Here is a 21,797-nt window from a genome sequence, read left to right as displayed (position 1 = left end):
TGCCCTTCTTGCGTGGCCTTTCAGGCAGCAGACGGCATGCCACTATGGAAGCGGAAGCTCGCGTCCGGCGAACTGATCAACTGCTCTTCCACGGCCAGGAATGCATCGATTCTCGCATCGACATCCTCATCCTTGATACCGGCAGCCACATCCCTTGCCAACATCAGATAGTCCTCGTAATGACGCCCCTCTGACTTAACCAGACTGCGATAGAACTTGGCAAGCTCCGCATCGAGGTGAGGGATCAATTGAGCGAACCTTTCACAGCTACGCGCTTCGATAATGGCGCCCACAATCAGAATATCGACCAACCGGCGAGGCTCTTCACTGCGAACGTGTGCATGCAACTCCTTGGCGTAACGGGAGGCGCTCAACTGTCGGTACGTGATCCCCCGCTCCTGCATCAATTTGACGACCTGCTCGAAATGCAGGAGTTCTTCACGTGCGAGCTGCGACATCTTGGTCAACAATACCGGCCGGTCCACATACCGATACATCAAACTCATCGCCGTCGACGCGGCTTTCTTCTCGCACTGGGCATGATCGATCAGGAGCAATTCCTGATGCTCGAGCGCTGTCTGAATCCACGCCTGGGGTGTCACGCAGGGCAGAAACTGCAACAGTTCCTGAGGTAATAGCGATTCAATACTGTCATTCATTGCATGTCCTCATGGCTACCTAGCTTACTCCAACGGGTCTCGGAACACAGTATCATCCTGCCACTGCATCCTCATCGACCAAAGTCCGAGGATTGTCGACAACGTTTCGCTTAACATTGTCGACATTTTCACGTAGAATCCGCCCCACTTGACGGACGCTGTTTCCGGAACACATAACGATCTTTTCGCCGACGTTCGCCGCCGTAGACAGAACATACCCAGACATGACTCTGGAGATCGGGTGCACACACCATGTCGCGACGCTGCATTCCTTGACCGGGATGCCGTCTGATTGGTGACAAAGGTCGTTTCAGCAACGCAACTTGATGAGGGCTTTATCGTGCTTGAATCCTATCGCCAACATGTCGAGGAACGCGCCCAGCAGGGAGTACCGCCCAAACCACTGGATGCCGAGCAGGTCGCCGGGTTGATCGAACTCCTCAAGAATCCGCCCGCCGGGGAAGAAACGTTTCTTCTGGAACTGCTGACGGACCGCGTGCCTCCCGGCGTCGATGAAGCGGCCTATGTCAAAGCCGGCTTTTTGACGGCCATCGCCAAGGGAGAAACACACTCTCCGCTGATCGACAAGGCACAAGCCGTCAAGCTACTGGGGACCATGCAAGGCGGTTATAATATCGCCACGCTGGTCGAATTGCTCGACGACCCCGTCCTGGCCGAGGAAGCAGGCGAACAGCTCAAGCATACCTTGCTGATGTTCGACGCCTTTCACGATGTTGCCGATCGCGCCAAGGCTGGCAACCCTGTCGCCCAGTCCGTCCTGAAATCCTGGGCTGAAGCGGAGTGGTTCCTTTCCAAGCCCAAGCTCGATGAGAAGATCACTTTGACGGTCTTCAAGGTTCCGGGTGAAACCAATACGGATGATCTCTCCCCTGCCCCGGATGCCTGGTCACGGCCCGATATTCCACTGCACGCCAACGCCATGCTCAAGAATCCCCGGGATGGCATCGACCCCGATGCACCTGGAGAAAAAGGCCCGCTGTCTCAGATCGAAGCGGTTCGCGCCAAGGGGCATCCCGTCGTTTACGTCGGGGACGTGGTCGGCACGGGTTCTTCGCGCAAGTCCGCCACTAACTCCGTCCTGTGGTTCTTCGGTGATGACATTCCTAATGTCCCGAACAAGCGTTCCGGTAGCTTCGTGTTTGGCGGCAAGATTGCCCCGATCTTTTTCAATACCATGGAAGATGCCGGCGCACTGCCCATCGAAATGGACGTCTCCGGAATGGACATGGGTGACGTCATCGACGTCTATCCATACCAAGGCAAGGTTTGCAGGCACGGCACCGATGACGTTCTGACCACGTTTGAACTCAAGACTCGCGTCATCCTCGATGAAGTTCGTGCCGGGGGGCGTATTCCCTTGATCATCGGGCGCGGCTTGACTGACAAGGCCCGCAATGAGCTCGGCCTTGGGCCATCCGATGTCTTCAAAAAGCCTGAGCAACCGGCTGACAGCGACAAAGGGTATACACTGGCGCAAAAAATGGTTGGCAAGGCATGTGGCATGGAAGGTGTGCGTCCTGGCATGTACTGCGAACCGAAGATGACTACTGTCGGCTCACAGGATACGACTGGCCCGATGACACGAGACGAGCTCAAGGATCTGGCCTGTCTCGGCTTCCAATCCGACCTCGTCATGCAGTCCTTCTGCCACACCAGTGCCTACCCCAAGCCGGTCGATGTGGAAACCCATCACACCCTTCCTGACTTCATCATGAACCGTGGCGGCGTCTCTCTGCGTCCAGGGGATGGCATCATTCACTCCTGGCTCAATCGCATGCTGCTACCTGATACGGTCGGTACCGGCGGTGACTCGCATACGCGCTTCCCGATGGGTATCTCGTTCCCGGCCGGCTCCGGCCTGGTCGCCTTTGCCGCAGCGACAGGCGTGATGCCGTTAGATATGCCGGAGTCGGTACTGGTTCGATTCAAAGGCAAGCGACAGCCTGGCGTTACCCTGCGCGATCTGGTTCACGCGATACCCTATTACGCCATCAAACAGGGGCTGCTGACCGTCGAGAAATCCGGCAAGCAGAATGCCTTTTCCGGACGTGTCCTTGAAATCGAGGGACTCGAAGACCTTACTGTCGAGCAGGCATTCGAGCTCTCGGACGCATCAGCCGAACGCAGTGCCGCCGGCTGCACCATCACGCTTTCCGAAGAGAGCGTCAGCGAGTATCTGAAATCCAACATCACGCTGTTGAAGTGGATGATCAGCAACGGATATGGCGATGAGCGTACGATTGGTCGGCGCATCCAGGCAATGGAAGAATGGCTGGAGAATCCCAGCTTGATGCGTGCCGATAGCGATGCCGAGTATGCCGAAGTGATCGAGATCGATCTTGACGAGATCAGCGAGCCGATTCTGTGCGCTCCCAACGACCCGGACGATGCACGTACGCTCTCCGATGTGGCTGGTCAGCAGATCGATGAAGTCTTCATTGGCTCGTGCATGACCAATATCGGCCACTTCCGCGCTGCCGGCAAGCTGCTCGAGAAACAACCCGCCGGCAGTCTGAAGACGCGCCTGTGGCTGGCCCCGCCGACCAAGATGGATCAGCACCAATTGACCGAGGAAGGCTACTACGGTATCTATGGTCGTGCCGGTGCGCGAATGGAGATGCCCGGTTGTTCACTGTGTATGGGCAACCAGGCACGGGTCACGCCGAACTCCACGGTCGTATCCACCTCGACTCGCAACTTTCCCAATCGTCTGGGAGACGGAGCCAATGTCTTCCTGGCCTCGGCAGAGCTCGCCGCAGTCGCTGCCGTCGAAGGACGATTGCCGACCGCAGATGAGTACCGGGGATACATGCGTGAATTCGACGCGATGGCTGGAGAGATCTATCGTTACATGAACTTCCATGAAATCGAGGAATTTCAGAAAGCCGCCTCGAACGTGATCCCCATCGCCCAGGAGGCCTGACTGCCACCTCAGGATTCAGGAAGTCTGGGAATTTCGACTCCGATGCTCGCAACATCGCAGGCGATACGTCGCCGGAGCCGATGACCGAAACACCCCGCCGAATTGTGCGGGGTGTTTTTTTTGTCGGCACATGGCAACAGCCTCCGTACGTTTTTTCACAGGGCAAACATTGTCTACATCATCAGACCACACCTACAGTAAATGAGTCATACGTGTGTTTGCCGACACGGAAGGCGGCAAGGTATGTGGCCAGTGTCATCGCAACCTGAGCGTTCTCTGTTTTCAAGGAGAGAGACTATGCAAATCAAGACGATTGTTGCCGCCTCACTAGCATCCTCCACCCTCCTGGGAGCCACCAGCCTCATGGCTGCACCCAGCGATGTCGAGGGGCTCTATTTCGGTCTCGGCACCGGATTCAGTTCACTGGAAAATGACCGAGACGACGTCGACGATTTTGTTGAAGCCGGCGCCGAGGACTATGAGCTGGACGATGACGACAATGTCTGGAAAGGGTTTGTCGGCTATGAATTCTCGCCCTACTTCGCGACGGAACTCTTTTATGCAGACCTCGGACGTACTCGCCTGAAGGGTAATGATGGTGCCAACACCGACCTGGAGTCGGATGCCTACGGAGTCAACCTGATAGGCCAATTGCCCGTTACATCCTGGTTCACGGCATTCGCCAAGGTTGGGATGGCCGATTGGAAAACCGATGTCGATGGTAATCTGGGTAATGCCAATGTCGACCTCAAGGACAATGATGGCACGGATCCGGTGTACGGTGTCGGCGCACAATTCAACTTCGATCCATTCATGGTACGTACCGAATACGAACGTTACGATTTCGACAGCGACTACCAGATCGACACCTTTACCGCCTCAGCCGGCTGGCGTTTCTGAAGGCCCCGTCGTCACCGTGTTCTTATAATGCCGGACAACCTGTCCGGCATTTTATTGTCCAGCGGCAAGGCCAGTAAGGCCATGGAAGGATTTACCTGCGCGATGACTATGGCATGATTCCAGGCACATCAATTCGCAACATCATGGAGCCTTTATCATGAGCCACATCATCACGCCGGACATTTGCGATGCGCACCCTCAGGTTGAGGTGCTTGATCCGATTTTCGTCAACTGCGGAGGACCTGATGCGTTTTACGGTCCAATCCGTACAGTAAAGTGCTTCGAAGACAATTCCCGTATCAAGGAAGCCGTTGCCGAACCCGGTGAGGGCGCCGTGCTGGTCGTGGACGCCGGTGGATCGACGCGATGTGCAGTACTGGGCGACATGCTCGCCGAACAAGCCGCCGGTAACGGCTGGGCGGGCATTGTCATATATGGATGTGTCCGGGACATCGATGTGCTGGCGGAAACAGACCTCGGTATTCAGGCATTGGGAACGCATCCCCGCAAGAGCGAGAAGCATGGTGAAGGGCAACGCGATGTCGATGTGACATTCGCCGGTGTCACCATCACTCCAGGACAGTGGCTCTATGCCGACAACAATGGCATTCTCATCGCCGATGACCGGCTCCCTCTTGAAAACTGAGGTGGCTGGACTCATGGCGTTTGATGGCTGGCATTGCCAAGCGATGCGCGCAATGCGAGAGTAACCGGCATGCCTGATCATGCCGATGCCAACCTGACATTCGTCAGGCTGACCAAGGATGTCGTCCGCTCACTGCGTGAGCATTTACGGCCATTGGCCATTTTCCATCTATTTTTCACCGTCTTGGCCGTGACCGTCCTGTTGCCGGCCACGGCCTGGTCACTCGCCAATCTGCTCCGCCAGATCAACCGCCCGATCATTACCAACCATCAACTATGGGAATTGATACTCTCTCCCTTGGGCGTGTTCTGGGCGCTGGCGACACTGTCCCTGACATTCCTGATTCTCTACCTGCAACAAGCCGGCATGATTCTGGTAGCTATTCGACCGCGCGGCAATCGCTACCGCGTTGCCATCGAGGCACTCTGGTCCGTCGCTTGGCGCTTGCCGGGGGTGGCCGCACTCACCGTGATACAAGTCGGCGCCCATCTCCTGCTCGCTCTGCCTGGACTGCTCGCCCTCGGCTGGCTCTATGAGCTGCTGCTGGGGCATCTGGACAGCTACTACATTCAACGTATACGCCCCCCCGCCTTCTGGTATTTCATCACGGCCTGCATCCCCATCGTGTTGTTATGGTTTTATCTGGCATCACGACTGTTCCTTCGTTGGCACCTGTCGTTACCGGCTCTGATTCTCGAAGGCGTCTCTCCGCACGTTGCACTGACCCGTAGCCATCAGCTCACCCGCGGACATAAATCGCGACTGTTCACTCCCGTCGCCGTGGTCGTACTGGCTATCGTGGCATTACCAATCACCACCAGTTGGTTATTCAACAGTGCTGCCATACCGCTTCTGGACCTTATCAACGAAGATACCCGCATCGTCATTCCGACGATGCTGGCCTATCTGGTCATTTACTTGATCTTGACCCTGGCCGTGACCTTTGTCGGTATCGCCGCCAACAGTTTGCTGATGAGTTGTCTGTATCTTCGACTGGCACATCGACAGCCGCGACCGGCTCCACCGCCACCGGGTAACCACCCCTGGGGATTGGCCTGGGCAGCGGAGGCTCTCGTGATGTTTATTGCGATTTTCCAGGCCTGGAGCATTCTCAACAGTTTCGAGCTACGTGATGATGTCACGGTCACGGCCCATCGCGGCAGTTCGATGGCGGCTCCCGAAAACACGATTGCCGCCATCGAACAGGCGATCGTCGATGGCGCGGACTATATCGAGATCGATGTCCGCTTGACCAGCGACAACGAAGTGGTGCTATTTCACGATAGCAACCTGCAACGCTTGAGCGGCAGTTCAATGGTCATTGCCGATACCCCGCTGGAGACGTTGAAAACCGCGGATGTCGGCAGCTGGTTCGGCGACCCCTATCAGGGAGAACGCATTCCGACACTGGAAGAAGCACTCGACCACACCCGTGGACGCGGCAAACTCTACATCGAGCTGAAGCCCAGCGCCGGTACGGCCGGTCGTCTGATCGATGCTGTCATCGAGGCGTTGGAAGAAGAACAGGAAGTTCGAGAGACCTGCCATGAGCAACAAGCGATACGACACCGTTGCGGCAACCCGAATATATTCGATGAAATCATCATCGCTTCCATGTCGCCGACTCTGGTCCGCGAGGTACAAGCCAGGGCGCCACGAATACATACCACCCTGTTCGCCCAATTCGTCCTGCCCGGTGCGCTGGACCGGAGCAGCTTCGATATCCTCGGACTACGGTACAACCGAATCAGCGAGGACGATATCGAAACCGCATCTCGTTATGGCCATGAACTCCACGCCTGGACGGTCAACGATCCCGCCGACATGTCACGCCTGATCGACATGGGTGTCGACAACATCATTACTGACCGTCCGGCCACCTTGACCGAGCTACTCGATATCCGGCGAGACCTCAGCGACGGCGAACTCATGCTGGTCAAGCTGCGCAACTGGTTGCGCTCGTAATCGAGCCGCTTTGCCGTCGTCTGGAGGATACGTCCTCAGGCCAACGTCTCGCCCGCCAGCATGAACCAGGTCTCCAGCACGGCATCGGGATTGAGAGAGACCGAATCGATCTGCTGTTCCATCAGCCACTTGGCCAGATCCGGGTGGTCCGAGGGCCCCTGACCGCATATCCCCACATACTTACCTTGCGCCTTGCAGGCGGCAATGGCCATGGACAGCAATTTCTTCACGGCCGGATTGCGTTCATCAAACAGGTGCGCAATGACCCCTGAATCCCTGTCCAGCCCCAGGGTGAGCTGCGTCAGGTCGTTGGAACCGATCGAAAAACCATCGAAATACTCGAGAAACTCATCCGCGAGCAACGCATTGGCAGGCAACTCACACATCATGATGATGCGAAGTCCATTCTGACCGCGTTCCAGGCCACAGGCTGCAAGTAGTTCATTAACCTCTCTCGCCTCATCGAGAGTGCGAACGAAAGGCACCATGATCTCGACATTATCGAGCCCCATGACATCGCGCACCCGTCGAATGGCTCGACACTCCAGTTCAAAGCAATCACGGAAGGATTCCGCGATATAGCGTGATGCGCCGCGGAAACCGAGCATCGGGTTTTCCTCCCCCGGCTCGTAGAGTTTACCGCCGATGAGGTTCTCGTATTCGTTCGATTTGAAGTCGGAGAGTCGCACGATGACGCGTTGCGGATAGAACGCTGCGGCCAGCGTCGAGATACCTTCCACCAATTTGTCGACATAGAAGCTGACCGGGTCATCATAACCGGCAGTACGCACGTCAATGATCTGCTGTAGATCGATCGGTAGCGTGTCGTAATCCTTCAGTGCCTTGGGGTGAACCCCGATCATGCGGTTGATGATGAACTCCAGCCGCGCCAGACCGACTCCCGCATTGGGCAGGCTGGAGAAAGCAAAGGCGCGATCGGGGTTGCCGACGTTCATCATGATCTTGAACGGCAGCTCCGGCATCGCATCGACACTGGTGGTCTTGCATTCGTAATCGAGCAAACCGTCATAGACATGACCGGTATCCCCTTCCGCGCAGGATACCGTCACATCACGCCCTTCTGTAAGGCATTCGGTCGCCTCACCACAACCGACCACCGCAGGTATTCCCAGCTCGCGAGCGATGATCGCTGCGTGACATGTGCGCCCGCCACGATCCGTGACGATAGCCGAGGCCCGTTTCATGACCGGCTCCCAATCAGGATCCGTCATATCGGTAACCAGGACATCGCCATCATGTACCTTATCCATATCGTCCGGCGTCATGACGACTTTCACGGTACCTCGGCCGATACGCTGCCCGATGGCGCGCCCTGTAACCAATGTGCGGCCCTTTTCGTGCAGATGGAATCGCTCGAGCTTTCCCCCTTCCTGCTGAGAGACCACGGTTTCTGGACGGGCTTGAACGATATAGAGGTGCCCGTCATCACCGTCCAGCGCCCACTCGATATCCATGGGACGACCATAATGAGATTCAATGGTGACCGCTTGACGGGCCAGTTCCATGATCTGGTCGTCGTTGATACAAAAACGTGCTCGATCCTCGAGCGGTACATCCACCGTAGCTACCGATTTACCGGCACTGGCATCATCGGTATAAACCATCTTGATCAGTTTGGAACCAAGGTTGCGGCGCAGGACGGCAGGACGTCCCGCTTTCAGGGTCGGTTTGTGAACATAGAATTCGTCCGGATTGACAGCACCCTGTACGACCGTTTCCCCCAACCCCCAGGAGGCAGTCACGAATACGGCATCGCGAAAACCCGATTCGGTGTCCAGCGTGAACATCACACCACTCGCACCGGTCTCGGAACGCACCATTTTCTGGATACCCGCCGATAACGCGACGTTTTCGTGGGGATACCCTCGATGGACACGGTAGGCGATGGCACGATCATTGAACAGCGAGGCGAATACTTCATGGACGGCCCGCTTGATATTGTCGAACCCATCGATATTCAGAAAGGTTTCCTGCTGGCCGGCAAACGATGCATCGGGGAGATCCTCCGCCGTCGCTGAGCTACGCACGGCGGCCTTGAGGTTGGGATAACGCGAAACGAGTTCCTGATAGGCTTCTCGCAATACCTGTTCGAACGTAGGTGGCAACGGGGTATCGATAACCCATTGCCGAATCTCGGCGCCGGTTCTGGCCAGTGCCGCGACATCGTCGACATCCAGTCGCGCCAGGGCGTCGTTGATCCGCTCGTTGAGACCGTCATGGGCCAGGAATTCCCGATACGCATGCGCTGTTGTCGCAAAACCTCCGGGAACGCTGACACCAGCCTCGGCCAGGTGCGAAATCATTTCGCCCAGCGAGGCGTTCTTGCCACCCACCCGGCTGACGTCATCCATGCCCAGTTGGTCGAACCACAGAATGTACTCGTTCACGCAACCCCCTTCATTCTCACAGATGAGGCAATACCGGTGCTGTTGCCACTGATCGCAAAGTGACTCGCACCCTATCAGGCGGGAACCGTATTCGCCATTCGTCTAACAGCGAAGTCACTGGAGAATTTTTACAACAATCGAGCTATCGTAGGGCATTGTGTAGTCGATCATTCATCAATAGCGGACCCTTTCATGTCACGCACGGCCTTTTTCATCTCCGATGGTACCGGTATTACCGCAGAAACGCTGGGACGAAGCCTGTTGGCTCAGTTCGAAACCGTCGACATGAACAAGATAACAAAGCCTTATATCGACACGACAGACAAAGCATATGCCCTTGTTCAGGTCATTGAAGCCACCGCCATACGCGATGGCTCCACCCCCATCATCATCGATACCATCGTCGATGCCGCGATACGCAACATCATCAACCAGGCACCAGGCTTCAAGGTCGATATCTTCTCGACTTTTCTTGCACCGCTGGAACAGGAGTTGGCGACTCACTCGACGTATACGGTCGGCCGAACCCACTCCATCGGTCAGGATGAGGTCTATATGGATCGCATTCACTCGGTCCACTTCGCGCTCGATAACGACGATGGCGCCCGCACGCACCAATACGACAAGGCGGACGTGATCCTGATCGGGGTCTCCCGCTGTGGCAAGACGCCGACCTCGCTATATCTGGCACTCCAGTTCGGTATTCGCGCGGCTAATTACCCGCTCACCGAAGACGACCAGGATGAAGACGGGATATTGAAATTGCCGGAGGTGCTCGCACCTTATCGTCACAAGTTGTTCGGCCTGACGATCGATGCCCGGCGGCTGGCAGCGATACGCAGCGAACGACGTCCCAACAGCCGTTACTGCTCAATGGACCAGTGTCTTCAGGAAGTTCAGCAGGCCGAGACGCTCTACCGTCGCCTGCATATTCCGCACATCGACACGACCCGGTTCTCCATCGAGGAGATATCCACGCGCATGATTGCCGAAACCGGTCTCAGCCGACGCTTTTCTCCCCACTAGGAGGCAGGCAACCGATATTCGTTCCGGAGAACGTCAGGATACGATTCCCTGTTTACGCAGTTCGGCGATCTGGGCCGATGTCAGTCCCATCCCAGCCAGCACGTCGTCACTATCCTGACCCAATGATGGCGGTGGGCGCTGGCTGGTACGTGTCGCTCCATCAAAACGTAAGGGATTGGCAACTTGCGGGATGGGTACCTCGCCTCGCATCAGCTGCGTCACCATCCCTCGGTGCTGTACCTGGGGATCCTGTAACGCTTCGGTGATGGAGTTGATAGGCCCGGCGGGAATACCGCAGCGCTCGAACTCGGACAGCCAGTCGTCGCGATCCCGTGCCAGTAGACATTCTGCAATCATCGGTACCAGCATTTCACGATGCGTGACGCGCGCCGCATTGGTCGCATACGCCGGATCATTACGCCACTCCGGCTTGCCCAGCAAATCGGCCAGACGAGCGAATTGCTCATCATTGCCCACCGTTAACACCAGGTAGCCATCTCGGCAGGCAAAGGCCTGATACGGTACGATATTGGGATGTGCATTACCATGACGGTCGGGATCCTTTCCGCCAACCAGCGCATTGAGTGCCTGATTGGCAAGGGTGGCGATCTGAACATCCAGTAACGCCACGTCGATATATCGGCCCCGCCCTGTGCGGCTGCGCTCATCGAGTGCCGCCAACACGCCGATGGCAGCGTACAGGCCGGTCATGACATCCGTGATGGCGACCCCGGTTTTCATCGGCATGCCATCGGGATTTCCTGTCACGCTCATCAAACCGCCCATGGCCTGGATCATGAAATCGTATCCGGCTCGCTTGGCGTAAGGCCCGTCCTGACCGAAACCGGTGATGGAACAACCGATCAAACCGGGGTTGGTTCTAGCCAAGGTGGCATAATCCAGCCCATAACGTTCCAGCCCACCGACCTTGAAGTTTTCGATCAGAATATCGGCGTCTTCAGCCAGGCGGCGTACCAACGCCTGTCCCTGCGGGTGAGCGATATCGATGGCCAACGATTGCTTGCCCCGATTGGCACAAAGATAATAAGCCGCCTCATGGACATCATTGGCACGGTCTTCCAACCAAGGCGGGCCCCAGCTACGCGTGTCATCACCTCGCTGTGGCCGTTCGATCTTGATGACCCGAGCCCCGAGATCCGCCAGCATCTGACCTGCCCAAGGTCCCGCCAGCACGCGCGACATATCGAGCACCAGGCGCCCTTCGAGCGGTTGTGTCATGTCATTCTCCGAACACTGTCATGAGGCAAAGGCTGGTATACCGGTCTGGGCACGTCCCAGAATCAGAGCATGTATGTCGTGCGTGCCTTCATACGTGTTCACGGCCTCAAGATTCATGACATGACGGATGACATGATATTCGTCGGCGATGCCGTTACCGCCGTGCATATCACGGGCCACACGGGCAATATCGAGTGCCTTCCCGCAATTGTTACGCTTGATCAGCGAGATCGTCTCTGGAACCAGCTGCCCCTCATCGATCATCCGGCCGACACGCAGTGCGGCCTGAAGCCCCAGCGTAATCTCGGTCTGCATATCGGCCAGTTTCTTCTGTATCAATTGATTGGCGGCCAGCGGTCGGCCGAATTGTTTGCGCTCCAGCGTATACTCGAGAGCGCCATGCCAGCATGCTTCGGCCGCGCCCATGCTGCCCCAGGCAATCCCGTAACGGGCTCGGTTCAGACACGAAAAAGGCCCCTTGAACCCTTCGACGTTCGGGAGCCGTTGTGCATCGTCGACCTCGACATCTTCCATAGCGATCTGGCCGGTGATGGAAGCACGCAGACTGAACTTGCCATCGATCTTGGGCGCACTGAGTCCTTTCATCCCCTTTTCGAGAATGAAACCACGCAAGCAATCGTCCTCGTCACGCGCCCAGATGACGAAAACATCGGCGATCGGTGAGTTCGTGATCCAGGTCTTGGTGCCATTGAGACGCCACCCGTTATCGGTTCGCCTTGCTCGCGTTGCCATGCCACCAGGGTCGGAGCCGTGATCCGGTTCCGTCAGACCAAAACACCCGACCCACTCGCCACTCGCCAGTTTGGGAAGATACTTCTCGCGTTGAGCGTCGCTGCCAAATGCATGTATGGGAAACATCACCAGACTCGACTGCACGCTCATCGCACTGCGATAACCGGAATCGACTCGCTCGACCTCACGGGCTATCAATCCATAGCTGACATAGTTGAGTCCGGCACAGCCATATCCATCGATAGTCGCCCCCAACAGACCCAACTCACCCATTTCGGTGAGGATGGCTCGATCGAAATGCTCATGGCGGTTGGCTTCGATGACCCGGGGTAACAGCTTGTCCTGGCAATAATCCCGGGCCGTCTGCTGAACCATACGCTCCTCTTCATCGAGCTGATCGATCAGGCGAAACGGATCATCCCAGGTCATGGGGGCAATCTGACTCATGGCGAACTCCAAAATATCTACATTTTTGATTAATGTAGACTAAACGGGAATGAATGCCAAGCGTCGCTTCACAAATGCCGTAACGGATGTGTCGGTTCACTCCACAATGGAGTCAGCATCGCCTCGACATCGGACTCCAATACATCGGCGACATCTGCATGTCGCCAACGAGGTCGTTTATCTTTGTCGATCAGCAGAGCACGCACACCTTCACCCAGATCGCCCTGAAGACAGCATTGCACGGAGAGATTCAATTCATCACGAAAAACATCGGACAGGCTCGAGTGACGATGTCTCTCCAGCATGCGCCAGGCGATGTGCGCCGTCAGGGGACAGCCGGACGCCAACCGTGTCCGGTTATCGGTCAGCCAGGAATTATCCTCCCGGGAATCATCGAGAATACGTGACACGGCGTCGTTAACATCCGCTACCCCTGTCAAGGCATGCACATGATCCCGCTCGCACCAGACACGCCCAGGTGGTGCCAGGGAACGCGCCTCGAACGCATCGAGCACGGACATGATCGCTGCCTCCTCGAGTCCTGCGGAATAATCGGCGTCCAACAGGGCTTCCAACAGCTCGTTACGCCGCTCTCGGGGGATGAAACGATCGGCCAATCCCAGGTCAAGCGCATCCCTGGCGTTCAACTGGGCTCCCGTAAGCGCCAGATAGGCGCCTATCCCAGAGGGCATGTGATTGAGAAACCAACTGGCGGCAACGTCGGGATACAAACCGATGGTGATCTCAGGCATGGCCAGCAGTGACGTTTCTGTAACCAGACGCTGCCTCGCGCCGGCCATCAGCCCTAAACCACCTCCCATCACGATGCCATCTCCCCATACCAGCAATGGTTTGGGATAGACATGAATCCGGTGATCCAGAGCATACTCAGCCGTGAAATAACGTGTCGCAAACGCTTGCACCTCAGCCTCGCCATGCTGCATGGCACGGTAGAGTGCAACGATATCGCCTCCGGCACAGAAGGCCTTGTCACCCTCACCTTCAAGCCATACCGCCACGATAGCATCGTCTTGCGCCCAGTCATCCAAGCGTGACGTCAAGGCATCGATCATCGCCAGTGACAGTGCATTGAGCGAGCGGGGCGCATTCAGGATCGCAATACCAATTCGGCCACCGTTACGCACCGACTTTTCTTCAAATCGTACAGGAGTCTCCGTCATGCAATGCTCTCCTTCTTATTGTCGGGTTGAACCCATCAACGAGATTCCACACAATGCACTTCTTCACTTGACGTCAACGTCAACTTGACCGAATCAACTGCGGGGGAAAACGTGTATGGCCACGCCTCATCGTACAAGCAAATCCTCATCATCTTCCACGACATCAGGGGCCGCACGCACCTATACGATCGGCGAACTGGCGCGCCACTTCGGCATCACTTCCCGCACTATCCGCTTCTATGAGCAAGAAGGTCTCCTGGAGCCGGAGCGACGCGGCCAGACCCGGATCTATCGCGATCGCGAACGCGTCAGACTCAAGTTGACCTTACGCGGCAAACGGCTGGGGTTCTCTCTGGCCGAAATACGCGAGGTGGTGACCCTGTACGATGCCATGCCTGATGGCGATATCCAGCAATTACGTCGATTGATGGAATTGCTGGCCGAAAAGCGCACCGAGATGCAACGGCGACTCGAGGACATCAAGCTGATGCAGCGCGAACTCGACGACGTCGAAAATCAGTGCCGCGAGGCACTCGACACGTTGCTCGAACGACACTAAACCGACAGTGGCGGGAGGTTATTGCCCCCTCGGTGCAAAGATTCCCGGTGCATTGCGCCAATATCCCTTGTAATCCATACCGAAACCGAACACGTAGCGATCCGCCACTTCAAGGCCGCAATAGTCGGCTTTCAGGCCAGCAACCGCCTTACGGTCATGACGTTTATCGACCAATACCGCAGTGGAAATACTGGCAGCGCCGGCTTGGTGGCAATAATCGAGGATTGCCGCCAGGGTGGTCCCCTCGTCGAGAATGTCATCGACAATGACGACATGCCGACCGGCCATGGGGATCTCGGGCGAGACACGCCAGAACAGCTCACCACCACGCGTATCGCCGCGGTAGCGCGTCGCATGCAGGTAGTCGACCTCCAACGGGAACCCCAGGCGCGTCAACAAATGGCCGGTGGTAATCAACCCACCATTCATGACGCAGTAGAATACCGGCAGCTTATCACCCAACGAGGCGGTGATATCAGCTGCCATACGGTCCAATGCCTGTTCAACCTGCGACTGATCGATCAGACAATCGGCATTGTTCATGAGGTCACGCATGCTGCTCAAGGAGTCCTGTTCATCGGGCAAAAGCTTAGGCATCGGCATCCTGATCACTGACTTGAGAATTGGCTGAAGGCTCGTCGCCTCGCAATGGGCGCGAACCGGTCGAACGGTATTGACCCGGAGTTCCCGGATGGTCGCTGGCAGCACGCTGCTCATCCCTATCGTGACTAACGGGCCTTGTCTCGTCATAGAGATGGATTTCACGTGCCGGCGTGGCCAGAGCGGCATCATGAGAGGTGATGATGTCGGCGATACGCAATAATATGTCCTGTTGAATATCCTGGTGCTCGGCCCAATCAGTGGTACGAGTGTAGGCATGCAGAAAGAGTTCCAGATTGTCATCACCGAAGCGCTGGAAGTTCACCAGTGTCGCTTGTTGATGATCTATGTGTTCATGCTCTTCCAGCATACGGTGCACATCATTGACGATATCGCGAACCTGAACGATGTCGCAGTAACGCAGGGCAAGTTGTTGAAAGATGCGTCGATTGAACATCCGAGAAGGATTTTCCACGCTGATATTGCTGAATGTGGCATTCGGAACGTAAAGAGGCCGGGAATCGAACGTTCGAATGCGCGTCAAACGCCAACCGATATCTTCCACGATGCCTTCGATATCTCGATCCGGCGAGCGTATCCAGTCACCCACCTTGAATGGGTCATCCAAATGAATTGCCAGACCACTGAAGAAATTCGCCAGCACATCCCGAGCGGCGAAACCGATCATGATTCCACCGATACCACCAAAGGCCAACAAGCCCGACAGATTCATTCCCAACAGCTGAAACCCGAGCAGACACACGACCACCATGATAGCGGCACCCACCACTTTGCTGATGGCCGATGCCGTCGTGGGATCCAGTGATTTCGCTTTGTGTTTCGCAGGCGGAAATATGAGCCGCTGCTCGATCAGGCCGACCAGACGCACACCAACCCAGGCAAGCATCAACAAACTGAATAGCCCGGCGACACGGCCATCATTGTCGTTGATCCAGTTCAGCTCCAGTCGCAAGCCAGTGAACCGTAGCAGGCCAATGAATGCCATGCTCCAGATCCAGACCCGCAAGGGCTTGCGTAACGCCATGATGATCGTGTCATCCCAGCGGTTGCGGGTGCGCTCCAACAATGGGCCCAGGCGCCAGATGATCAGCCAGGCCAGCAGATCGATGACGATCGTGACCAGGACGATCAACACAGGAATCACCAACCATGTCGGCACGCCTAGACGTGCCTCGATGAGCGTCTCCAGAGGCGTTATCCATTCCTGCATGTCAACGTCCGTCTTGACGAGTGCCACCGGTTGTAGGCGTGCTGGCCAGGGCTTCAAGGCGCGCATGAGTGCGACGCCAGCGGGACAAGGCGGATAGCGAATCGAGGTTGGGCCTGGCCCGGCCATAGCGCAGCCGTGCGTGACGTTTGCCTTGTCGCTCCTGACAGATCGGGAGCGCAGACAGGACCGCTTCACGGTCATTACATACCAATGCCATGTCACAGCCGGCATCCAACGCAGCGGTGACACGATGGGCGGTGCCTCCGGCCACACCGGCGGCTGTCATGGACAGGTCATCGGAGAAGATCGCTCCCTTGAATCCGACATCCTCACGCAACATGCCCAACCAATAGGGCGAGAATCCGGCCGGCCGATGATCGAAAGCGGAGTAGATGACATGAGCGGGCATCACCCCCTGGAGTCGTGACGCCAACGCGGCAAAAGGAACGAGATCACGTGCACGCAGCGTCTCCATAGGACGTGGATCGACGGGAACCTCGTGGTGCGAATCGGCTTCCACGCCGCCGTGCCCGGGGAAATGCTTGCCAATGGCCACCATCCCCGCTTCATGCAACCCGTCGATGAATGCGCCACCCAGCGCTGTGACCACTTCAGGGCTGTGCGAAAAGCTGCGGTCACCGATAACCGACGAGATACCACTGTCCACATCCAGAACCGGCGCAAAAACGATATCCAACCCACATGCCGCCATTTCCAGACCAAGCAGCCAACCGGCATCCTGGCAACGTTGAATCACGGTTTCCGGCTGTTCATCGTATCCCGAGGCCAACACCGCCATGGACGGTAAACGGGTCACGCCTTCGCGCAAACGCTGGACACGTCCCCCCTCCTGATCGATGGCCAGGAGTAAATCAGGACGCACACGACGAACCTCTTCACACAGCGCCTGCACCTGGCCGGCATCCTCGATGTTGCGGGAGAACAGAATGACACCGCCCACTTCGGGGCGCATGAGCAGATCGCTCTCCTCAGACGTCAGCCATGTGCCTTCGAGATCCAGCATCAAAGGGCCGAGGGGTTGAGTCATGAGCAAGTTCCTTGGCGTTGAAGGCGACGATTCTAGAGCAATGCATTATCAGACAACAGAGATCGACATGGCATCATCCCGATCGTCGGCTTGATAAGCCGTCAATCGTGTAGCCAGACCGGCGTGCCGGGAGTGACACGATCGAAGACATCGAGCAGGTCCGGATCACGTAACCTGACACAACCATGCGAAGCAGGTATGCCCATTGGCTCGTCAGGTGGCGTACCATGAAGATAGATATAGCGGCGTTGAGAATCGACCTGACCACCGCGATTCCAACCGGGTTCCAGACCGCACAGCCAGAGGATGCGTGTCAATATCCAGTCACGTCCCGGATACTTCGCCGACAACCCCGGCACATAAACTTCTCCGGTAGGACGTCGCCCTCGGAATACCGTACCCACCGGCATCCCCGCGCCGATCATGGCACGTATGTAATGCCACCCGGCCGGTGTCTGACCACTCCCCTCGTATTGCCCAGTACCGGCAGCCCCGGTCGAGACAACATAGGTCGTGTCGCGGACCTGGCCCTCGCACAAATACAGGCGCTGCTCGGTCAGGTCGATTTCCAGCCAGGTCCCTACTGAAGGCGGTAATTGATCGAGACACGGGGTGTGCATGAACGACACTCAACTGGCGGTAGACAGATTATCGGTTTCTAGCGGGGGCAAGGGGGCCTGCATGGCAGCCACCACCACAGGACGCAACCGATCGATTAACCCACGCACGCTGACATGTTCACCATAGTCCTTTTCTGCAATATCGCGTAATGCATCCAATCCCGACAAGGTGAAGATCACGGTGCCCAGAACGAAGTGCAACCGCCAGAAGCGCTCAGCATCCGGCAGTTCCGGTGTTGCCTGTCGCACCAATGACGAGAATCGTGAGAATACGCTACCGTAGTGCTCCTGGATGTAGCGGCGCAAATGCCCCTGGGCCTGACTGTAAGCCAAGCCCAATAAGCGCATGAACACCTTGAGGCTATTACGCTCGGCAGGCACCTCCAATACCGTTCTGGCCATATTGTCGAGCAACACTTCGAGGGGAATCACCTCGCCCGCATAACGCTGCTCCAAGTCATCGAGCACGGTATGGAAGCGCTCCGTGAATGGATCCAGATATCGCGCGAACACTGCCTGAATCAGTGACTTCTTGGAACCGAAGTGGTAATTGACAGCTGCCAGGTTGACTCTGGCCTTACTCGTGATATGCCGCAGTGACGTCTCGGCAAATCCGCGCTCGGCGAACAACACTTCAGCGGTATCGAGAATTCGCGTCACTGTATCATTCTGAGCCATGAGTTCGTCTCTTGTTAAATTATAAACATTTGTTTTAAACGTACTATAATAGTACGCGTCTTGGGCACACCTCACAATCCAACGCGTTTCAAACGCTGACACGACAATGTGGCCACAATCCCGATGGATGGCTGACACTGACCGATGACTGGATACAATTCCATGCTGTATACTTAATCACGTAGCCATCGATAATGGAGAGAGGTACATGGCCCGCTCGCTTACACCGCGCCAACAGAATGTCTATGACTTCATCGTCAAGACCATGAACGAGTTGGGCTATCCGCCGACTCGTGCCGAAATAGCTAGAGCGCTGGGGTTCCGCTCACCCAATGCCGCCGAGGAGCATTTGCGCGCCCTCAACAAGAAAGGCGTGATTCGCATGATCGCCGGCACATCGCGAGGTATCCGCCTCATCGCATCGGACGATGGCAACCCTAGCCTCGTCGAGGACGATAGTGACAACCACCCCGTCAGTACAGGACTTCCCATCATCGGCGAGGTTGCTGCCGGCAGCCCGATCCTGGCCGAGGAGCACGTGGATCGCTATTGCCCTCTGGCCCCCGATTTCTTCAGTCCCAAAGCCGACTATCTGCTACGTGTCAGGGGGCTATCAATGAAAGATATCGGCATTTACGACGGTGACCTGCTGGCCGTGCATCGTACCGATCAAGTCCGTGACGGCCAGATCGTGGTTGCCAGGCTCGAAGACGATGTCACCGTTAAACGATTCCAACGCCATGGACGACATGTCCGCTTGGTTGCGGAAAATACGGACTACCCCTCCATCGAGATCGACCTGGCTACCGACCATCTGGAGATCGAAGGCGTCGGTGTCGGTGTCATTCGGGGTGGCAATGGGCAAGCGCTACACTAGATAGGCATGACTACACCGACTCGCAAGATTCTCCACGCCGATTGCGACTGCTTCTATGCCGCCGTTGAAATGCGCGACCGCCCGGAGTTGGCCGACGTGCCGCTGGCAGTTGGCGGAAGTGCTGAAAAGCGTGGTGTGATCGCGACGTGCAATTATCCTGCACGCGCTTATGGCGTGCGGTCGGCGATGCCCACGGCAAAAGCGCTTCGGTTGTGTCCCGATCTCATGGTGCTTCCCCCCGATTTCGAACGTTACCGGGTCGTGTCACGGCAGATTCAAGCGATATTTCATGATCTCACGGCGTTGGTGGAACCATTGTCGCTGGATGAGGCCTATCTAGACGTCAGCACGGTGACACGCTTTCGAGGAAGCGCCACCTGGATGGCGCAATGGCTCAAGCAGGAGACCTACCAGCACACGGGGATCACGCTATCGGTCGGCGCGGCCCCCTCGAAATTTCTCGCCAAGGTGGCCAGCGACTGGAACAAGCCGGATGGTCTATGCGTCATCGAACCCGAACGGGTCGACGCATTTCTACAGGAGTTATCCGTCAAGCGACTGCACGGCGTCGGCCCAGCGACCGCCGCCAAGCTCGAAGAAATGGCCATTCATACCTGTGGGGAGCTGCGCGAATGGCCTCTCGACATCCTTATCGACCGCTTCGGTAAATTCGGCTATCGCCTGTATGAGTTGTCACGCGGGATCGACGAACGGGAAGTTGCCGTGACACGCGAACGCAAGTCGGTAAGTGTCGAAACGACATTTGACCGTGACCTTCCTGACTTCGAGGCATGCTCGCAGGCCCTTGACCCACTTAATCACAAGTTGAGACAACGACTCGAGCGCCAGGGAAATCCGCCCCTGGACAAGGTATTCATCAAGGTACGCTTCGACGACTTCAGCATAACGACCCAGGAAACCGCTGGACAGGAGCCCAGTTCAACGCATTATCGCTCACTACTGGAACAAATCTGGTATCGCAACCCGCGCCCCGTCAGATTATTGGGTGTCGGGGTCCGTCTGACACCACCCGAGGGCCAGCGCCAGCTGAGTTTATCCCTGGGTACTGTCTGATTGGCCCGAGCCAGCTCGCCTCACGCAAACACGATCGTCTTGTTGCCGTGAATCAACACCCGATCCTGCAAGTGCCAGCGTAAACCACGCGCCAACACGAGCTTCTCGATATCCCGACCGAACCGGACCAGATCGGATGTCGTATGACAATGTGTCACCCGGTGGACATCCTGCTCGATAATCGGTCCGGCATCCAATTCGGCAGTGACGTAGTGGCATGTCGCACCAATCAGCTTGACCCCTCTTTCATAGGCTTGGTGATAAGGCCTGGCACCGGCAAATGATGGCAGGAAGCTGTGGTGAATATTGATGATCCTGCCCTGGTAACGCTCACACAATGCGGCCGGGAGAATCTGCATATAACGCGCCAGTACGATGGTATCGGCCTCGACCTCTTCGATGAGCCGTTCGACCTCGGCAAAAGCCGTCGTTTTGTCATGCCGATCAACCGGTACATGGTGGTAATCGATACCATGCCATTCAACCAGTGATCTCAAATCATCATGATTGGAAATCACGCACGCCAACTCACAATCCAGTTCTGCGGCGGTCCATCGATACAGTAAATCGACCAGGCAATGGGAGTCCTGCGAGACCATCAACACCACACGGGGACGATGCGAAGTATCCGATAACCCCCATTCCATATCGAATTCTGCAGCAATAGGTGAGAAGGATTCCTTGAGTGTCTCCGCATCCATCGCAATGGAATCCGCCAGAATTTCATAACGCATGAAGAACTGGCCGGTCATCAGATCGGAGTGCTGATTCGCTTCAGTGATCGACCCGCCCTGCTCCGCTATGAAGCCGGAGACTCGGGATACGATACCGACACGATCAGGGCAGGAAACCACCAAACGATAGTAGTGTGACATGCGTAAAACCATCGGCGGGAGTGGAAAGTTGTGGCGAGTCGCCTTCTGCAGCCGCTTAGTCTAGCGG

19 protein-coding genes are annotated in these 21,797 nt (G+C 56.6%); 8 read left to right on the top strand and 11 right to left on the bottom strand.

Annotated features, from left to right (window positions below):
• Positions 1-20 precede the first annotated feature (20 nt).
• Entirely contained in the window at positions 21-659 is a 639-nt protein-coding gene (locus BLW01_RS10715; protein WP_092569532.1) for a MiaE family protein, read from the bottom strand.
• Between the two features lie 340 nt (positions 660-999).
• Here BLW01_RS10715 and acnB point away from each other — a divergent pair, with 340 nt between their 5' ends.
• The 4 genes from acnB (at position 1,000) to BLW01_RS10695 (ending at position 7,114) form a co-directional block, all read left to right on the top strand.
• Positions 1,000-3,603, top strand: coding sequence for a bifunctional aconitate hydratase 2/2-methylisocitrate dehydratase (acnB, locus tag BLW01_RS10710; protein ID WP_092569530.1), 2,604 nt, complete (start codon positions 1,000-1,002; stop codon positions 3,601-3,603).
• 297 nt (positions 3,604-3,900) lie between these two features.
• A complete protein-coding gene (locus BLW01_RS10705) occupies positions 3,901-4,503 on the top strand; it encodes a porin family protein (RefSeq protein WP_092569527.1) in 603 nt (200 codons plus the stop codon).
• Positions 4,504-4,660: 157 nt separating this feature from the next.
• Positions 4,661-5,149 (top strand): ribonuclease E activity regulator RraA, encoded by a 489-nt coding sequence (gene rraA, locus BLW01_RS10700; protein ID WP_092569525.1) that lies wholly within the window; start codon positions 4,661-4,663, stop codon positions 5,147-5,149.
• Between the two features lie 69 nt (positions 5,150-5,218).
• Complete coding sequence (locus tag BLW01_RS10695) at positions 5,219-7,114, top strand: glycerophosphodiester phosphodiesterase family protein (RefSeq protein WP_092569523.1); 1,896 nt, start codon at positions 5,219-5,221, stop codon at positions 7,112-7,114.
• A 35-nt stretch (positions 7,115-7,149) separates the two neighbouring features.
• Here the strand turns inward: BLW01_RS10695 and ppsA are convergent, their stop codons facing one another.
• Positions 7,150-9,522 carry a phosphoenolpyruvate synthase gene (gene ppsA, locus BLW01_RS10690; protein WP_092569521.1) on the bottom strand — a complete coding sequence of 791 codons (2,373 nt, stop codon included), beginning with the start codon at positions 9,520-9,522 and terminating at the stop codon, positions 7,150-7,152.
• A gap of 192 nt (positions 9,523-9,714) precedes the next feature.
• Between ppsA and ppsR the strand changes: the two genes are divergently transcribed.
• Positions 9,715-10,548, top strand: a complete 834-nt coding sequence (ppsR, locus tag BLW01_RS10685) for a posphoenolpyruvate synthetase regulatory kinase/phosphorylase PpsR (protein WP_092569519.1) — start codon at positions 9,715-9,717, stop codon at positions 10,546-10,548.
• 33 nt (positions 10,549-10,581) lie between these two features.
• On the opposite strand, the gene BLW01_RS10680 is transcribed toward ppsR, so the two are convergent.
• The 3 genes from BLW01_RS10680 to BLW01_RS10670 form a co-directional block, all read right to left on the bottom strand.
• Positions 10,582-11,787 carry a CaiB/BaiF CoA transferase family protein gene (locus tag BLW01_RS10680; protein ID WP_092569517.1) on the bottom strand — a complete coding sequence of 402 codons (1,206 nt, stop codon included), beginning with the start codon at positions 11,785-11,787 and terminating at the stop codon, positions 10,582-10,584.
• A gap of 18 nt (positions 11,788-11,805) precedes the next feature.
• Entirely contained in the window at positions 11,806-12,987 is a 1,182-nt protein-coding gene (locus BLW01_RS10675) for an acyl-CoA dehydrogenase (RefSeq protein WP_092569515.1), read from the bottom strand.
• A gap of 68 nt (positions 12,988-13,055) precedes the next feature.
• The gene (locus BLW01_RS10670; RefSeq protein ID WP_092569513.1) at positions 13,056-14,168 is read right to left on the bottom strand and encodes an enoyl-CoA hydratase/isomerase family protein; all 1,113 of its coding nucleotides are present in this window, start codon (positions 14,166-14,168) and stop codon (positions 13,056-13,058) included.
• Positions 14,169-14,283: 115 nt separating this feature from the next.
• On the opposite strand from BLW01_RS10670, the gene BLW01_RS10665 reads away from it, so the two are divergent.
• Entirely contained in the window at positions 14,284-14,727 is a 444-nt protein-coding gene (locus BLW01_RS10665; protein ID WP_092569511.1) for a MerR family transcriptional regulator, read from the top strand.
• 18 nt (positions 14,728-14,745) lie between these two features.
• Here the strand turns inward: BLW01_RS10665 and BLW01_RS10660 are convergent, their stop codons facing one another.
• The 5 genes from BLW01_RS10660 to BLW01_RS10640 all read right to left on the bottom strand — a co-directional run bounded on the left by BLW01_RS10660 (position 14,746) and on the right by BLW01_RS10640 (position 18,904).
• On the bottom strand, positions 14,746-15,324 hold the full coding sequence (locus BLW01_RS10660; protein WP_092569509.1) for a hypoxanthine-guanine phosphoribosyltransferase: 579 nt from the start codon (positions 15,322-15,324) through the stop codon (positions 14,746-14,748).
• On the bottom strand, positions 15,317-16,558 hold the full coding sequence (locus tag BLW01_RS10655) for a mechanosensitive ion channel family protein (protein ID WP_175529817.1): 1,242 nt from the start codon (positions 16,556-16,558) through the stop codon (positions 15,317-15,319). Before BLW01_RS10655 ends, BLW01_RS10660 begins: the two co-directional genes overlap by 8 nt.
• Position 16,559: 1 nt before the next feature.
• On the bottom strand, positions 16,560-17,606 hold the full coding sequence (gene nagZ, locus BLW01_RS10650) for a beta-N-acetylhexosaminidase (protein ID WP_092569505.1): 1,047 nt from the start codon (positions 17,604-17,606) through the stop codon (positions 16,560-16,562).
• A 101-nt stretch (positions 17,607-17,707) separates the two neighbouring features.
• Complete coding sequence (locus BLW01_RS10645) at positions 17,708-18,226, bottom strand: L,D-transpeptidase (protein ID WP_092569503.1); 519 nt, start codon at positions 18,224-18,226, stop codon at positions 17,708-17,710.
• A 9-nt stretch (positions 18,227-18,235) separates the two neighbouring features.
• A complete protein-coding gene (locus tag BLW01_RS10640) occupies positions 18,236-18,904 on the bottom strand; it encodes a TetR/AcrR family transcriptional regulator (protein WP_092569501.1) in 669 nt (222 codons plus the stop codon).
• Positions 18,905-19,112: 208 nt separating this feature from the next.
• On the opposite strand from BLW01_RS10640, the gene lexA reads away from it, so the two are divergent.
• Both lexA and dinB read left to right on the top strand, forming a co-directional pair.
• Positions 19,113-19,781 (top strand): transcriptional repressor LexA, encoded by a 669-nt coding sequence (gene lexA / locus BLW01_RS10635; RefSeq protein ID WP_092569500.1) that lies wholly within the window; start codon positions 19,113-19,115, stop codon positions 19,779-19,781.
• 6 nt (positions 19,782-19,787) lie between these two features.
• A complete protein-coding gene (gene dinB, locus BLW01_RS10630; RefSeq protein WP_092569498.1) occupies positions 19,788-20,855 on the top strand; it encodes a DNA polymerase IV in 1,068 nt (355 codons plus the stop codon).
• A gap of 20 nt (positions 20,856-20,875) precedes the next feature.
• On the opposite strand, the gene purU is transcribed toward dinB, so the two are convergent.
• Positions 20,876-21,730: a formyltetrahydrofolate deformylase gene (purU, locus tag BLW01_RS10625; protein WP_092569497.1), complete on the bottom strand. Its 855-nt coding sequence runs from the start codon at positions 21,728-21,730 to the stop codon at positions 20,876-20,878.
• Positions 21,731-21,797 lie beyond the last annotated feature (67 nt).

It is taken from the genome of Aidingimonas halophila, assembly GCF_900106955.1.
GTDB classification, from domain to species: domain Bacteria; phylum Pseudomonadota; class Gammaproteobacteria; order Pseudomonadales; family Halomonadaceae; genus Aidingimonas; species Aidingimonas halophila.
The sequence above is the reverse complement of the archived record's forward strand: the minus strand, read 5'-3'. Positions and strand labels throughout refer to the sequence as shown.

Coding starts and splice junctions, on each gene's coding strand:
- BLW01_RS10715 (WP_092569532.1), bottom strand. CDS start 659: ATGAATGACAGTATTGAATCGCTATTACCTCAGGAACTGTTGCAGTTT.
- BLW01_RS10705 (WP_092569527.1), top strand. CDS start 3,901: ATGCAAATCAAGACGATTGTTGCCGCCTCACTAGCATCCTCCACCCTC.
- rraA (WP_092569525.1), top strand. CDS start 4,661: ATGAGCCACATCATCACGCCGGACATTTGCGATGCGCACCCTCAGGTT.
- BLW01_RS10695 (WP_092569523.1), top strand. CDS start 5,219: ATGCCTGATCATGCCGATGCCAACCTGACATTCGTCAGGCTGACCAAG.
- ppsR (WP_092569519.1), top strand. CDS start 9,715: ATGTCACGCACGGCCTTTTTCATCTCCGATGGTACCGGTATTACCGCA.
- BLW01_RS10680 (WP_092569517.1), bottom strand. CDS start 11,787: ATGACACAACCGCTCGAAGGGCGCCTGGTGCTCGATATGTCGCGCGTG.
- BLW01_RS10675 (WP_092569515.1), bottom strand. CDS start 12,987: ATGAGTCAGATTGCCCCCATGACCTGGGATGATCCGTTTCGCCTGATC.
- BLW01_RS10670 (WP_092569513.1), bottom strand. CDS start 14,168: ATGACGGAGACTCCTGTACGATTTGAAGAAAAGTCGGTGCGTAACGGT.
- BLW01_RS10665 (WP_092569511.1), top strand. CDS start 14,284: ATGGCCACGCCTCATCGTACAAGCAAATCCTCATCATCTTCCACGACA.
- BLW01_RS10660 (WP_092569509.1), bottom strand. CDS start 15,324: ATGCCTAAGCTTTTGCCCGATGAACAGGACTCCTTGAGCAGCATGCGT.
- BLW01_RS10655 (WP_175529817.1), bottom strand. CDS start 16,558: ATGCAGGAATGGATAACGCCTCTGGAGACGCTCATCGAGGCACGTCTA.
- nagZ (WP_092569505.1), bottom strand. CDS start 17,606: ATGACTCAACCCCTCGGCCCTTTGATGCTGGATCTCGAAGGCACATGG.
- BLW01_RS10645 (WP_092569503.1), bottom strand. CDS start 18,226: ATGCACACCCCGTGTCTCGATCAATTACCGCCTTCAGTAGGGACCTGG.
- BLW01_RS10640 (WP_092569501.1), bottom strand. CDS start 18,904: ATGGCTCAGAATGATACAGTGACGCGAATTCTCGATACCGCTGAAGTG.
- lexA (WP_092569500.1), top strand. CDS start 19,113: ATGGCCCGCTCGCTTACACCGCGCCAACAGAATGTCTATGACTTCATC.
- dinB (WP_092569498.1), top strand. CDS start 19,788: ATGACTACACCGACTCGCAAGATTCTCCACGCCGATTGCGACTGCTTC.
- purU (WP_092569497.1), bottom strand. CDS start 21,730: ATGTCACACTACTATCGTTTGGTGGTTTCCTGCCCTGATCGTGTCGGT.